The 14,682-nt window shown below is 50.6% G+C and carries 14 protein-coding genes; 9 read left to right on the plus strand and 5 right to left on the minus strand.

Annotated elements, in window-relative coordinates:
* Positions 1 to 260 precede the first annotated feature (260 nt).
* The 4 genes from ACMHXE_RS03085 to ACMHXE_RS03100 all read right to left on the minus strand — a co-directional run bounded on the left by ACMHXE_RS03085 (position 261) and on the right by ACMHXE_RS03100 (position 4,673).
* Entirely contained in the window at positions 261 to 1,898 is a 1,638-nt protein-coding gene (locus ACMHXE_RS03085) for a PepSY-associated TM helix domain-containing protein (protein WP_412486128.1), read from the minus strand.
* On the minus strand, positions 1,899 to 2,186 hold the full coding sequence (locus ACMHXE_RS03090) for a hypothetical protein (RefSeq protein ID WP_028779881.1): 288 nt from the start codon (positions 2,184 to 2,186) through the stop codon (positions 1,899 to 1,901). It lies immediately after the preceding gene.
* Positions 2,183 to 2,440 (minus strand): hypothetical protein, encoded by a 258-nt coding sequence (locus ACMHXE_RS03095; protein ID WP_224867494.1) that lies wholly within the window; start codon positions 2,438 to 2,440, stop codon positions 2,183 to 2,185. Before ACMHXE_RS03095 ends, ACMHXE_RS03090 begins: the two co-directional genes overlap by 4 nt.
* A 955-nt stretch (positions 2,441 to 3,395) precedes the next feature.
* Positions 3,396 to 4,673 (minus strand): tyrosine-type recombinase/integrase, encoded by a 1,278-nt coding sequence (locus ACMHXE_RS03100; RefSeq protein WP_101056343.1) that lies wholly within the window; start codon positions 4,671 to 4,673, stop codon positions 3,396 to 3,398.
* Positions 4,674 to 5,179: 506 nt separating this feature from the next.
* Between ACMHXE_RS03100 and ACMHXE_RS03105 the strand changes: the two genes are divergently transcribed.
* The gene (locus ACMHXE_RS03105; protein ID WP_165565067.1) at positions 5,180 to 6,757 is read left to right on the plus strand and encodes a DUF3369 domain-containing protein; all 1,578 of its coding nucleotides are present in this window, start codon (positions 5,180 to 5,182) and stop codon (positions 6,755 to 6,757) included.
* A gap of 36 nt (positions 6,758 to 6,793) precedes the next feature.
* On the opposite strand, the gene ACMHXE_RS03110 is transcribed toward ACMHXE_RS03105, so the two are convergent.
* Positions 6,794 to 7,081 carry a hypothetical protein gene (locus ACMHXE_RS03110; RefSeq protein WP_413731360.1) on the minus strand — a complete coding sequence of 96 codons (288 nt, stop codon included), beginning with the start codon at positions 7,079 to 7,081 and terminating at the stop codon, positions 6,794 to 6,796.
* A gap of 439 nt (positions 7,082 to 7,520) precedes the next feature.
* On the opposite strand from ACMHXE_RS03110, the gene ccoN reads away from it, so the two are divergent.
* The 8 genes from ccoN to ACMHXE_RS03150 all read left to right on the plus strand — a co-directional run bounded on the left by ccoN (position 7,521) and on the right by ACMHXE_RS03150 (position 14,643).
* Positions 7,521 to 8,957 (plus strand): cytochrome-c oxidase, cbb3-type subunit I, encoded by a 1,437-nt coding sequence (ccoN, locus tag ACMHXE_RS03115; RefSeq protein WP_028779894.1) that lies wholly within the window; start codon positions 7,521 to 7,523, stop codon positions 8,955 to 8,957.
* Positions 8,958 to 8,969: 12 nt separating this feature from the next.
* A complete protein-coding gene (gene ccoO, locus ACMHXE_RS03120; RefSeq protein WP_025010382.1) occupies positions 8,970 to 9,575 on the plus strand; it encodes a cytochrome-c oxidase, cbb3-type subunit II in 606 nt (201 codons plus the stop codon).
* A 10-nt stretch (positions 9,576 to 9,585) separates the two neighbouring features.
* Positions 9,586 to 9,762, plus strand: a complete 177-nt coding sequence (locus ACMHXE_RS03125) for a CcoQ/FixQ family Cbb3-type cytochrome c oxidase assembly chaperone (RefSeq protein ID WP_039032950.1) — start codon at positions 9,586 to 9,588, stop codon at positions 9,760 to 9,762.
* 5 nt (positions 9,763 to 9,767) lie between these two features.
* Positions 9,768 to 10,748, plus strand: coding sequence for a cytochrome-c oxidase, cbb3-type subunit III (ccoP, locus tag ACMHXE_RS03130; RefSeq protein ID WP_101056347.1), 981 nt, complete (start codon positions 9,768 to 9,770; stop codon positions 10,746 to 10,748).
* A gap of 104 nt (positions 10,749 to 10,852) precedes the next feature.
* Positions 10,853 to 11,332 carry a FixH family protein gene (locus ACMHXE_RS03135; RefSeq protein ID WP_101056340.1) on the plus strand — a complete coding sequence of 160 codons (480 nt, stop codon included), beginning with the start codon at positions 10,853 to 10,855 and terminating at the stop codon, positions 11,330 to 11,332.
* A gap of 8 nt (positions 11,333 to 11,340) precedes the next feature.
* Positions 11,341 to 13,737: a heavy metal translocating P-type ATPase gene (locus ACMHXE_RS03140; RefSeq protein WP_413731362.1), complete on the plus strand. Its 2,397-nt coding sequence runs from the start codon at positions 11,341 to 11,343 to the stop codon at positions 13,735 to 13,737.
* Positions 13,734 to 13,961 (plus strand): cbb3-type cytochrome oxidase assembly protein CcoS, encoded by a 228-nt coding sequence (gene ccoS, locus ACMHXE_RS03145; protein WP_101056338.1) that lies wholly within the window; start codon positions 13,734 to 13,736, stop codon positions 13,959 to 13,961. The genes ACMHXE_RS03140 and ccoS overlap by 4 nt, the downstream gene beginning before the upstream one ends.
* A complete protein-coding gene (locus tag ACMHXE_RS03150; RefSeq protein ID WP_101056337.1) occupies positions 13,951 to 14,643 on the plus strand; it encodes a sulfite exporter TauE/SafE family protein in 693 nt (230 codons plus the stop codon). The genes ccoS and ACMHXE_RS03150 overlap by 11 nt, the downstream gene beginning before the upstream one ends.
* Positions 14,644 to 14,682: the final 39 nt, after the last annotated feature.

Raw genomic sequence — 14,682 nt, forward strand, 5'->3', positions numbered from 1 at the left:
TTAGCGGATTGCTGGGTTTATAGCGCCGTTATGCAGGGTTCAAATCCCTGCTCCTTTGCCATATTCAGAGAGGCCCGCTTGTGCAAACAGGCGGGCTTTTTCGTATCTCGGTTTTGATGATAGCGATTAGCCTGGTATAGGCGGTTAGCGGATTGCCGGGTTTATAGCGCCGTCATGCAGGGTTCAAATCCCTGCTCCTTTGCCAAATTCAAAGAGCCCCGCTCGCGGGGCTTGGTTATGGAATGATTCAAACTAACAGCTTAAGACTGAATACTGGTTTGCAGCGCAGCAATAGGCTGTTTTTGTGGTATGGCCCAGATACTGTCAGCCGGACCCTGGGTCGCTCGTTTAAAGGTTTTGAGCGCGCCAAAGGCAAAGATGGCGGCAAAACCGAATGCGGTAAGATCCACCGCCCAGGTGCCTGGGGTCTCCGGTGCCCAAATTTCAAGACCGGGGGCCAACAACGCCAGGATGGATGTCAGCGGCATTGCCAGACAGACCAGCGCCGATAGCGCTTGCAGTGTTACCGCGGCTCTGGCAGCACCACGCCAGAAAGCATAAGCCAGGGCGATAAGGAAACTGGCGTAGTAGCTCCACAGATACAGATGATTGATATTTTCTACATGAGCATATCCCCATTTACCCAGCAACATGGCCAGCGCAACACCTAACATTGAACCCAAGCAAATTCCTACAGTAGCGGCACCAAGGAGCCTGACTCTTCTCGGTTGCTCTGGAATGGGCTCCCCCTTGCGCTGTTTACTGCGGCGCTTTTCCAGCCAGAGCAGATTACCGCTGTAAAACAGCATGGCACCACTCATTCCGAGGAAAAAATAAAGCCAGCGACCGGGATAGCCGCCGTAGGAGCCAAAGTGAAGTCCAAAGAATACCGAAACCATCCGGCCCCAAACGCCTTCTTCCCCCGGAGTAAAGGTGCTGTTGCCCACCTCAAGGGTGTAGGGGTTGATATAAAGGAAGTCTCCTATCGGGCCGCGCATCAACGCTTCTTCGTTATACATGGCCATCCGGACCATGGGAGCCGGAGTATCCATGCCCACATAGGTCAAACTGAGTGCCTGATAACCGGGCGCGAAGCTTTCGGCCCGAGCAACCAGTTCTGTTACCGGGGGCAGGGTGCTCAGTGAGCGCACTTCGCCCTTGGGCGCTTCGCGGTTGAACATCGGCTTATCGCCATAAACAAACTGCCCCAAGGCGCCGTACAATTGATCGTGAAAGACAAACACCACCACGGTCAAACTGATAATGATATGAAATGGCAGTGCTGTGATGCCAAGCAAATTGTGGCTGTCGAGCCAAAAACGATTGGGGCCTTTCTTGCGCCTTAAGGCAAACAGCGTTTTCACCAGAGTTGGCAGCAGGAAGATCACCCCGGAAACCAACGCCAGAAAATAGAGAATGCCGGCAACCCCCATAAAATAAGCACCGAGCTGCTCATGTCCCATATCACCGGGAATACCGCCGGTACGGTGCAGCTCATCTATCAAGCGGGCCAGTTGACTCTTGGGTTCCTTATGGGAGATGAGCTCACCTTGATTGTTTAAACTGGCATGCCAAAGCTCATCGCCCAGACCCCATTGCCGCTCACTGCCGGAGGCGTACCAACTCAAAGGCGAATGCTTGTCGCTGGCAAGATGAAGGCTGAAGCCCTTACTTAACTCAGGATGCTGCGCTCTGGCTTCACTGAGTAGTTTGTCCATCTGTTCCAGTTTCACCTGTGGCAAAATGGTTTGCGGCGGTGATGACCAGGCTGCAATCTCTTCCTTGAACATGGTCAGGGCGCCGGCATAAAAACCGATAAACAGTAAAATCCCGGCGAGTATGCCCACCCAGGTATGAAGTGTTTGATAAATTCTGAGAATATCGCTGCGGATCTGCATTTACTTAACCCACCATAGCAGCAGCCATGCAAGCACGTTGGCCGCCATTAGCCAGAAAATGGCGCGGCGGGCACTGTAGAACAAATAGCTGAAACTGAAGAATGAAAGCCAGAGTGGCGCTATCAGCCACATATTGAATTGCACCTTATCTTTGGCATCTATTCCACCAGGTCCCACCCAGGCAAAGATACCACTGAGTGCCACTGCCAGGGCAAAGCCCAGCAAGGCGCCGGCAAGGGTTTTTCCCAGCCAGTCAGGACGGATTTTATCTTTTTTAATGGTTGTCATTCGTTGTCTCCCTTGAGCAGGGAAATGAAGGGCAGGGAGCCCAGCAGCATGGAAAGCAGCATTAGCCAAAAAAACAGCGCGGCCGAGGCCGTCAACAGTAACCCCCAACCGAGCAGAGTCAGCAGCAGTAATAAAGTGCCCAGCAGTTTGGCCTGCCAGGGCAAAGATTTGGCAAGCAATACCTGATGTTTACTGCCCAAATAGATAAGCAGCGAACCCAGGGTCATCGTCAGGATCAACAGGAGGTACCACATGAGTTGCGATGTCCGAAGAATTGGTTTGATAAAGAATCGCAACATAGCACAAGTACCAAACCTATCAAATGATATTTATTCCCATTTACAATTAGGGTCAGCTTAAATACAAGTTACTGATATCATAGATTAACCCTATTCAAATCGATGAGGAGTTTATGTGTTACTCCACATAAACCCTGAGGAAATAAAACCGGGGATGCAGCCCTTATGATCTCGGCAAGAAAGTTAAACAGCTATGTGGAGAAGGCACTTCATTTTTGATTGACGGCTGTTTTTTAAAAGATGCTGTAAGCCTTTTCTGGGAACATAGCCAAAGGAAAACCTAGTATGGAAAGCACAAGATCTCAGGAATGTCGTTCACTGTTCAAGACATTGTTGAAGTCACTGCGATTACCGGATCTATTTGACCGGCAAATGGAAACTTAACCTCTGGATGACTATGTTAAATAGAGTAAAGCGTCCGAGTTTCTGGTTGTTTCAGATCAGCCATCTAAAAGATGTAGAGACAATTGCGGTGCAGCAAGATTATCGGAAAACCCATAAGCTAGGCGGGAAACCATTAGCCAACCCGCTGGGCAATCAACTAGTCTTGATGACTGTCAGTAACAACCGAGTGTAGTTACAATCAAAGCAATGCGAAAAATTAGTCTCAAAAGTTGAAGCAAAACCCGAGTCAACACAACGAGAGTGGACTTAACTCAATTCAGGACATTCTTGCCGAGCATGTTTTACATGAAACAGCTCCATGATGCGGGTGCATGGATTTGTGGGGCAAACAGGGAAAGCAGAAAGGGTATGTAGATAGATTCACTCGGAACGAATTTAACATAATATACATTGTGCGCACTAATATGTGCAGCTGTTTGAAATCTGAGGGTTATTACCGGTAATCCTTGGGTTTAAGGCGATTTCCTCCCTGAGCCACCTTAAACCTCTAAGCAATATTCTTGGATTAACTCTCAATTCCCTGAAGTCTATCCAGTGGCTTGGCGGATGCACTCTGGTGTCTTTCCTCTTGGCTGGTGTGCAGGTACTGTGATGTTGTGTCTATGCTTTCATGACCGGCGTCGGCCTGCACATGGGATAAAGGTCGGCCATTGAGATTGATGTCATGGGTGATCCCTGTGTGGCGGATGCTGTGCGCAGTGAGCTGCCGCATTTCATTGGCTTCACGGATAAAGCCATCTTTCTCGGCATCGTCGGCGGCGCAGTTGATCAAAAACTGAATTTCATCCCGCAATTGACGTATGCCGAGGTTGGCATTGAGCTCGCCACTTTCCCGACCACGGCCGGCGGCTCGATGCCGTATAAACAGCGGCGTAGTTTCATTGGTTTCGGGATAATCGCTCAGCCCCAAATGGCGCCGATAACTTTGCAGTGATTGCAATAACGCCTTGGATACGGCTACGTTTCTGGCCTTGCCGCCTTTACTCCTGGGAATATGAAAATACCAGATACCGCTGTGATTATGGCGCTTGAATTGACTCATGGTTGGCGCATAACCGGCACGAGCGGCAATTTCCGAGATCCGCAGATAACAGCCGTACATCAGGTTAATCAAGAACAGACTGCGTTGATGTTGTGCCGGCTCGGCTTCTGCCAGGCGCTGTACACAAGTCACAAGATAAGACCATTGCAGCTCACTGAACACCTTGAGTTGCTCTTCGGCAGGATCCACCCTGAACTTACTCTTATTGGCAAAGCGACTGTGATTGAGCCAGAGTTGCGCCGGATTGCGCTCACAATATTCTTCGCTCATAAGATAAGTATAAAATGATGAAAGTATTGCAATTTTTGTCTTTAAGGCATTATCACTCAGGCTGTAAGGCAAAGGTTTGCCGAGCGCCTTGCGACCAATAAACGGCCGCCAGTTGGGATTGGGCTCCCGGCTTTGACTGAGCTTATCCGTCTTAAATTGCGCTACATTGAAATAACCCACTAATTCTGTCGGTGGCGCCTGGCAATAAGCCACGTAACGACCCATTTCCCGTCGGCCCATATTGGCGGCAGATATACCTGCAACATCGAAACACCAGTGAAAAAAGGTCGTCAACTCGCTGCGATAAGCCTTGTAGTTGTTCTCACAGTCTCTTTGTTCATAGAGCCAATCGGTTGCATGCTCAAGCAAGAGACCCGCATCGGCCACTTTACCTAGGCTTAATTGGGTAATATAGCTGTTGACCACAGGGTTACCCTGCAAAAGCAAGTCTGCGCGGTCAAACAGTGGCATGGCTCTTAATGGCTGATTGTCTTCCAAGGTAAAGCCTATTCTATAGCAATGATTATTATAGATTTTACCCTTTTTTGACTGATGCCGATAATGTTATTTATCGGCACTAACCTCTGTTTCACATTGACTGCACTGGCGATCGCAATGGACTCTTTGCTTACAGCACCAAAGGCACAATTGCCAAACCTGCTTTTTGGATTGACTGTCGAGGCAACGAAAATCCGCCGCACATAACTCACCCTTGTGGATCAACTCAGCCAGTTTGCCGACGGGTATCGCCATGCAGACCTCCTGATCAGTTTTATACGGTATTGTTCTGCTGTTGGCTTTCATTCTTTTACCTCTGATAATGAGAATAATTCTCAATATAGTGGATCCTGACTCTACTGAAAATCCCCCTATCCCACCATCAGCTAATTTTGTGAACTATTGCTAGCCCTTCTCGATGCTTGGACTACACTTTTGATTGGTAAATCAAAACTATTCAAATGATTGGAGTCAGACCGATGCGGATTGACACGGCCAAGAAAGGCCCGTTATTTGCCTCTAAGACAGCTTCAGCCCCCACAGATAATCTGCCCCCTTGGAAAATACTTGTGGTGGATGATGAGCCTGATGTGCACACAGTGACTAAACTTGCCCTCTCCCGCTTTAAGCTGGATGGCCGAGGTTTGAGCTTTATCAACGCCTATAGTGGCGAACAAGCCAAAGAGATACTGCAAGGCGAAGAGGATGTCGCCGTCGCCTTTATTGATGTGGTGATGGAAAGCGATCATGCCGGGCTTGAGTTGGTACGTTGGATCCGTGAAAGGCAAAACAACAAAGCCATCAGGCTGATTTTGCGGACCGGCCAACCAGGACAGGCACCTGAAGACGATGTGATAGTCAACTATGATATCAATGACTATAAAGCCAAGGCCGAACTGGACTCCCGCAAACTGACAACCAGTGTTTACTCTGCCCTGCGCTCTTTCAGGGACATTACCGAAATTGAGCAAGCGCGGCAGATGCAGCTTAGTCATCGTCGTGGTTTGGAACGAGTATTGGAAGCCACCTCCGGTCTGTTTGAACTCCGCACTCTGCACAAGTTTGCTGATGGCTTGCTGACTCAGGTCGCCAACTTGTTGGAGTTAAAAGACACCACAACCATACTCGGTTGTAACGCTATGGATGCAGTGACTGAGCCCGGTGAAAACAAAAAAATTCAAATCATTGCCGCCACGGGCGAGTTTACCAACCACCACGAAAAGCCCTTGCCTGCAGAGATCCGCTCACTGATGGAAGAAGCTCTGAAAGAGCAGCGCTGTCTCTATCGTGATGACTGCTTTGTGGGCTACTTTCCGGCCAAGAATAACTGGGTCAACCTGCTTTATATGGATTCTGTCAGCCAGTTGACCGATCTGGATAAACAGCTTATCGATATTTTTGCCATCAACGTCGGGGTGGCGTTTGAAAACCTGTTGCTTAACCAGGAGGTGGAAGATACTCAGTCGGAGCTGATTCTACGTCTTGGCGATGTGGTGGAAAGCCGCTCCAAGGAAGCGGCCAATCATGTAAAACGTATGGCAGAATATTGCCACGCACTGGCACTACTTGCCGGTTTGCCGGAGACTGAAGCCGATTTGCTCAAGCGCGCTGCACCTATGCATGACATAGGAAAAATTGCCATTCCCGATAATGTGCTGCTCAAACCGGGAAAACTGGACAATATTGAGTGGGATGTGATGCGCCAGCACCCGATAATCGGCCATCAGATCCTGGCCAATTCTGAGCGGCCCATTTTAAAGGCCGCCGGCACCATCGCCCTGCAACACCATGAGAAATACGATGGTAGTGGCTATCCCAGAGGCCTATCGGGTGAAGAGATCCACCCTTTTGCCAGAATCGTTGCCATTGCCGATGTGTTCGATGCCCTATCCCATGCCAGATGTTATAAGCCGGCCTGGCCGCTCGATGAGGTGCTGAGTGAGATGCAATCCTGCAGCGGCAACCATTTTGATCCGGACTTTTTAAAGCTGTTTATCGATAACATAGATGTTTTCATCAAAATCAAAAACAGCTGGCGTGATGACGCGGGATCTTGAGTTATTGCCAATGGCGCGTCAATAAGGTGATTCTTATTACTCTTGCTTGTGACGGTCAGCAAGAAAGTCGAACCAAGTGGAGTACTGTTCTGTGCCTTGCTGCCAACTGACATACACCCGCCATACCATATAACCACTGCTGCAGGAGCCGAAAATCAATTGGCCCTCAAATGTTTCCCCTTCGGTGGCAGATGGCGTCATGGGAATGACCCCCATAAACATATCTCTGCCTTCTACACGAAGTTTGAGATTGGACACCGGGCGATCAAAGCCAAGCTGCCAGTGAATAGGCTTTTCGCTGGGGGCATATTCTGGGTTTAACATCAGAGAGATCTGCTGCTCGCCCAATTTCTTAACACAAGCAGACACGGAAAAATCACACAAACTGGGATCGCTGGCAGATTGGGTTGTGCTTGGAACTTGAGCCTGGTCACACCCAAGAAGCGCAAACAAGCTGAAAACGGCGCAAAATAACTTGGAAAGAGTCGCACTGTGCATAAAATTTCACCTTATGCTGCAAGGTGTTAACATTCTATGGTCAAGTTTGATCTGGATCAACAATGTGTCCGGCAGATTGGTATCTTTTTTGATGTAGCTCAAGTATCATTGCATCGCCTGACGTTTTATTCCAAATATGCAGGTCAAGCCATTGACACAAGAGTGTGACTCTCATAGGGGACGCCTTCACTCGAGTCATTTTATAACAGGTAAAGGCCAGTCCTTTACTGAACAACAAGTAAAAGTAATAAGCAGTGGAAGCAATATGATGAACCATTCCCAGCCAACAGGCGCTGATTACAATTACACCGTTGTCCGCCAATTTGCCTTAACCACAGTTTTGTGGGGCATTATTGGTATGTCATTAGGTGTACTTATCGCGGCTCAGTTAATCTGGCCACAGCTGAACTTTGAGACTCCTTGGTTAACTTTCAGTCGTTTAAGACCGTTACATACCAATGCTGTGATCTTTGCGTTCGGCACATCAGCCCTTTTCGCCACATCCTATTATGTCGTTCAACGCACCTGTCAGACCCGTCTGTTTGCACCCAAATTGGCTGCATTCACTTTCTGGGGATGGCAAGCCATCATTCTCTCGGCCGTAATCACTCTGCCGCTGGGTATTACCAGCAGTAAAGAATATGCCGAACTGGAATGGCCTATTGATATCGCCATCGCCGTGGTCTGGATCGCTTATGCGACCGTGTTCTTCGGTACCATTATCAAACGAACCACTTCCCACATCTATGTGGCTAACTGGTTCTTTGGCGCCTTTATTATCACAGTAGCCGTACTGCACATAGTGAACTCCATGGCTGTTCCTGTCAGCCTGTGGAAGTCTTACTCACTGTATAGCGGTGCCGTCGATGCCATGGTGCAATGGTGGTACGGTCATAACGCGGTAGGCTTCCTGCTGACAGCCGGTTTCCTCGGAATGATGTATTACTTCGTTCCCAAACAGGCCGGGCGTCCCGTTTACTCTTATCGTCTGTCGATTGTCCACTTCTGGGCACTGATCGCCCTGTATATCTGGGCCGGTCCTCACCATCTGCATTACACCGCCCTGCCCGACTGGACTCAGTCTCTGGGTATGGTGATGTCATTGATCCTGTTCGCACCTTCTTGGGGCGGAATGATCAACGGTATCATGACTCTGTCCGGTGCCTGGCATAAACTGCGTACCGATCCGGTTCTGCGCTTCCTGGTGGTATCTCTGTCCTTCTACGGTATGTCTACCTTCGAAGGTCCTATGATGGCCATCAAGACAGTAAATGCTCTGTCTCACTACACCGACTGGACCATTGGTCACGTTCACTCTGGTGCACTTGGCTGGGTTGCCATGGTGTCTATCGGTTCTCTGTACCACCTGATCCCTGTGTTGTTTGGTCATGGCCGCATGTACTCAACCAAGCTGGTGAACCTGCACTTCTGGCTGGCGACTATCGGTACCGTACTTTATATCGTTGCCATGTGGATCTCCGGTGTAATGCAAGGTCTGATGTGGCGCGCAGTGAACGCAGACGGCACCCTGACTTACAGCTTTGTTGAAAGTCTGGAAGCCTCTTATCCGTTCTACTTCGTCCGCTTCCTGGGTGGTTGTTTCTTCGTAACGGGTATGCTGATCATGGCTTACAACGTGCTGCGCACTGTTTATGCCCCTAAAGACTCTCTGCCTGCCATCGCAGAAGCCAAAGCCGCATAAGGAGCAGTAACGATGAAATTCAATCATGAAATAGTTGAGAAGAACGTCGGCCTGCTGGGTATCTTCACTGTGATAGCCATCAGTATTGGTGGCCTGGTGCAGATCACGCCGCTTATCTTCCAAAAAGATACCACTGAGCCGGTAGCCGGTCTCAAGCCTTACACCGCCCTGCAGCTGGAAGGCCGTGATATCTATATCCGTGAAGGATGTAACAACTGTCACAGTCAGATGATCCGTCCGCTGCGCGCTGAAACCGAACGTTACGGTCACTATTCGGTTGCCGGTGAATCTGTTTGGGATCACCCCTTCCTGTGGGGTTCCAAGCGTACAGGTCCCGACTTGGCCCGTGTGGGTGGTCGTTACAGTGACAAATGGCATGAAGTTCACCTGATCGATCCCCGTGCCGTTGTTCCTCAGTCCAACATGCCTGCCTTCCCTTGGCTTGCTGAAAACACCCTTACAGGTGAATACACAGCCAAGAAAATGGAAGTGATGCGTGGTTTTGGTGTGCCATACGAAGATAAAGATATCGAAGGCGCCCAAAAAGCCGTTGAAGGCAAGACAGAACTGCAGGCGCTGATCGCTTATCTGCAGTCGCTGGGACACGCACTGAAATAAGGAGGCAAATATGGACTACGGCACTATACAAGGGATTATAACGCTGGTTTTGATCCTGGTTTTTGTCGGGATATTTGCTTGGGCATATAGCTCGCGTCGTCAAAAGCAATTCGACGAAGCAGCTAATCTGGTGTTTTCCGATGAGGAACAACACCAGAATGCGAAGGACTCAGGAGAACACAAATAATGTTAATGAGTAACTTCTGGAGTATCTGGATCACCGTACTCAGCTTACTGGTGATCGCAGGATGTTTTATTCTGCTACGGCTCTGCTCCAAAAACACCACGCCGGAGATTAAAGAAGGCGACCTGATGGACCACAGCTATGATGGTATTCAGGAGATCAACAACCCACTGCCTAAGTGGTGGAGCTATCTCTTTTATATCACCATCGTCTTTGGTCTGCTCTACCTGGTACTCTACCCTGGCCTGGGTAACTACAAAGGCCTGCTCGGCTGGAGTAGTTCCAACCAGAGCATAGGTACAGAGCAAGGCATCAAGGCCGACTCTGCCAAGGCGATTGCCGACGCAACAGAAGAAGGCCGTTGGGTACAGTACGATCAGGAAGTGAAGCTTGCCGATGAGAAGTACGGCCCTATCTTTGAAGCCTATAAAGCAACGCCATTGGCCGAGCTGGTTAAGAACGAAGAAGCTCTCAAAGTAGGTGGCCGTCTGTTCCTGCAGAACTGTGCCCAGTGTCACGGCTCGGCTGGTCGCGGTGGCAAAGGCTTCCCCAACCTGACCGACGGTGACTGGTTGTACGGCGGCGAGTTGGAAACCATCAAGACCACCATAATGAACGGTCGTCACGGTATGATGCCACCTAAAGGTGGTTTGCCTATCGATGACAGCGAGATTGAAGGTTTGGCCGAATATGTGATCAGCCTGTCCGGTCGTGAACACGACGCGGCTTTGGCTGCCAAAGGCCAGGGTTCATTCATGAAGGGCTGTTTTGCCTGTCACGGTATGGACGCCAAAGGCAACAAGCTGATGGGTGCCCCTAACCTGACCGACAATGTCTGGCTCTACGGCGGCAGCCGTGGCGTGATAATGGAATCCATCAAGAACGGCCGCAGTGGCGTTATGCCACCTTGGAAAGACGTTCTCGGTGAAGAGAAAGTTCACGTTATCGCCGCTTACGTATACAGCTTGTCACATCAGGCAGAGAAGTAAGTTCGCTTGACTTTTCAAAGGCCTCGATAATTTCGGGGCCTTTGTTTTTAAAAAACCGCTTTCGCGATAGAATAGCCGCCCAAATAGAATAGTAGGTAAACAGTATGAGCGCTCCACAAGCCTGGTATAAGCAGTTCTGGCCTTGGTTTCTTATCGTTTTGCCCATGTGCGCCGTTATAGCCAGTTTTGCCACTTTGCGTATTGCCCTCACCAACTCCGATTCCCTGGTTGCCGACGACTACTATAAAAACGGCAAGGCAATTAACCAGGACATCCACAAAATTCAATATGCCCGTCAACTGGGAATGCAGTTTTCTCTTGAATGGCATAATGGTGAACTCCTGATAACCCAACACGGCGGCCCGGAATATCTGGCGGCAATGAATCTGGAGTTTTACCACCCTACTCTGGCAGAAAAGGATTTTACCCAAATGCTGACGGCTGATGCCTCCAAGGTCTATCGCTATATCCCCAGTGAGTCGCTTGATGGCGCCTGGGTTGTGCGAATCGAAGGATTTGACCGTAAATGGCGTTTGCAGCAAAGACTGCAGATAGAAGCGGATAAAACCTACTGGCTCAATTGAGTGCTGTCATGACACATACAGTCTGTTTTCATTGTGGGGAGCCCGTGACCACGGGTATGCAGTTCAGTACAGTGATTGATGGTCAGGCTCAGCCCATGTGTTGTCTTGGCTGTCAGGCAGTGGCTCAGGCCATCATGGATGCCGGACTGACCAATTACTATAAATTTCGCTCCGAACCCGGCAGCAGGCAAAACGCTCTGGTGCCGGACGAGCTCAAGACCTTCAGTGCCTACGATCTTCCCGAAGTGCAACAGGATTTTGTGCACGATCAGGGCAATCAAACCTCAGTCTCGCTATCGATTGACGGCATTACCTGTGCCGCCTGCGCCTGGCTCATCGAGCATAAAGTCAAACAGTTGCCCGGCATAGATTCGGTGCAGGTTAACTCCACCACCCAAAGGGCCTTGATAAGTTGGCGTCCAGCCGACATCAAACTGTCTGAAATACTTAATCAAATCGGCCGTATCGGTTATCAGGCGGCGCCGTATCAGTTAGATGATCAGGAAGTTCAGAGTAAAAAGAACAGCCGTAAGTTTCTGCTGAGGCTTGGCTTGGCGGGCTTTGCTACCATGCAGGTGATGATGTTCGCCCTGGCGCTGTACGCCGGTTACTTTACCGGGCTTGAGGTGGAATATCGCGACTATTTCCGCTGGGTGAGCATGATGTTTGCCGCACCTGTGGTGTTCTATTCGGCGCAGCCTTTCTATTTCAGTGCCCTGCGGGCCTTGCTCGCAGGCAGGCTCAATATGGATGTGTCTGTCTCCATCGCCATCTGCGGCGCTTATATCGCCAGCTGTATTGCGACAATACAAGGCACAGGCGAAGTCTATTTCGAGTCTGTGTCCATGTTCACCTTCTTCCTGTTGCTTGGGCGCTATTTTGAACAGGCGGCACGACAGAAAGCCTCGGTCAGTTCGAGTAACCTGCATAAGTTGGTGCCCTTGACCGCCCAACGTATTGTGGATGATGGCAGCAACGAAGAGATCCCCGCCAAACGCCTGCAAATAGACGACTTGGTGCTGGTAAGGCCGGGGGAAGTGATCCCCGCCGACGGCTCGGTTGAGCACGGCCATTCTGCGGTCAACGAGGCCATGCTTACCGGCGAGCAGATGCCGCAGAGCAAACAGCCTGGAGACCAGGTTTATGCCGGTACCATCAACCAGGATCAACCACTGAAAGTACGGGTGAACGCCATAGGCCAGGATCAACTGGTGGCAGAAATCATCCGCTTGCAGGAGCTGGCCTCCAATAACAAACCCGCTGTCGCTATGACGGCCGATAAGCTGTCGCGTTATTTCACCGGCACCATACTCAGCATAGCGGCTATCACTTATCTGGTGTGGCACCAGTTCTCCCCCGAAGATGCTTTCTGGGTCACCCTGTCTGTATTGGTAGCTACCTGCCCATGCGCGCTGGCCTTGGCAACCCCGACGGCAGTGACCTGCGCCACTGCGCTGTTTACTCGCCTGGGGGTGATTACCCGTAAAGCGGGAGTGTTTGAAAAGTTGCCGCAAATTGATGCTGTCGTCTTTGACAAGACAGGCACCCTGACCTGTGGCAATCTGACCTTGTTGGAGACCCGCATCACCAAAGGCCGTGAGGCTGAGTATAGCGAGTTGCAGGTACAACAATTGGCGGCAGCGCTCGAAGCAGGTTCATTGCATCCAATAGCCCTGGCTTTTAGCCCTTATGGCGGCGCACTTGCAGCGGAAGACGTGCATCATCAGGTGGCTCGCGGCATTAGTGGTAAGCTCAATGGCCGTGATTTTAAGATAGGAAACGCCGAGTTTGTCGGAATTGAGCTTGCCCCGAGCGAGCAGCAACAGGTGTTCCTCGCCGATGAGCAAGGCTTGGTGGCCAGTTTTATTTTGCAAGATAGGCTCAGAGAAGACGCCAAAGATACTGTGGATGCGCTCAAGGCAAACAATATCCGTCTGGCGATTGCCAGTGGTGATACCCGGCCCCATGTCGAGTCCCTTGCTCGGCAAGTGGGCATAGCTGAAGTGCACGCAGACATGAGCCCGGCAGCCAAACTCGACTATGTACGCCGTTTGCAACAACAACATAAGGTGGCCATGTTCGGCGATGGCATCAATGATGCCCCTGTGCTTGCCGGCGCCGATCTCTCTATCGCCATGGGCAGTGGCACGGCGCTGGCGAAAAACAGTGCCGATCTGATTCTGCTTGGCGACCATCTATGGCGTTTTACCCAAGCCATAGCGGTTGCTCGCAAAGCCAATCGTATCATTCGCCAAAATCTTGCCTGGGCTTTGGGATATAACCTTCTTATACTGCCTCTGGCCGTAACTGGTCATGTTGCACCATATATCGCCGCCATCGGCATGTCGGCCAGTTCGCTGATCGTTGTCAGCAACAGCCTCAGACTTCTCAGGGTCCGCTTATGAGTATTATCTACGTACTAATCCCCATTGCCATGTTGTTTGTGCTGATTGCTGTTGGTGTGTTCTTCTGGGCGGTAAAATCGGATCAATTTGACGATCTCGAGCGCCACAGTGTGTCGATTCTGTTTGATGAGGAACCAACGAACAGCAAGACTCAACAGGAACAGACTCAAACGGCTGAAGCTCAAGTCACTCAAGCTCCTCAGGATAGAGGCAATGGAATATAACCTCACCGGCGCCTTTTTGGTGGGCCTGATGGGAGCCGGGCACTGCTTTGGTATGTGCGGTGGTTTGGTGGGCGCCTTTTCCAGCCAGCTTCCCGCCGCCCGTCGAGGCCAGAATCCGCTGGCGCAACAACTCTCGTTTCTGCTTCCCTATAATCTTGGCCGTATTCTCAGTTACAGCCTGGCCGGTGCTTTGGTGGGCGGTTCTGCCGCCGGGCTTGGCATGCTGTTTGATATTGATATTTATCTCTTGGTGCTCAGGCTCATTGCCGGTGTGATGATGATCGCCATGGGTCTTTATATTGCCCGCATTTGGGTAGGGCTGGTGCAGATTGAGCGCCTGGGTCAGGGATTGTGGCGTTTACTTAAACCATTGTCCCAAAAAGTGTTACCCGTGACTCACCCCGGGCAGGCTTTATTGGCTGGTATGGTATGGGGCTGGCTACCTTGTGGCCTGGTATACAGTACTCTTACTTGGGCCGTAGCCAGTGGCAGCGCCAGCCAGGGCGCGCTTATTATGCTTTGTTTCGGTTTGGGAACATTACCTGCCCTGCTCAGCGCCGGTGTTGCCGCCAAGGCGCTGGCCGACTGGGCTCAAAAGCGCGCCGTACGCTTGATTGCCGGTTTACTCTTGGTTGGATTCGGGATCCAAACACTCTATATTGCTCTGGCTCAGCTCGACTAGCCGGGGTCAGTGAATTGGTTTAACATGGGAAGAGTCGCT

Source organism: Shewanella sp. BJSY2023SW007, assembly GCF_047314525.1.
Classification (GTDB): Bacteria; Pseudomonadota; Gammaproteobacteria; order Enterobacterales; family Shewanellaceae; genus Shewanella; species Shewanella chilikensis.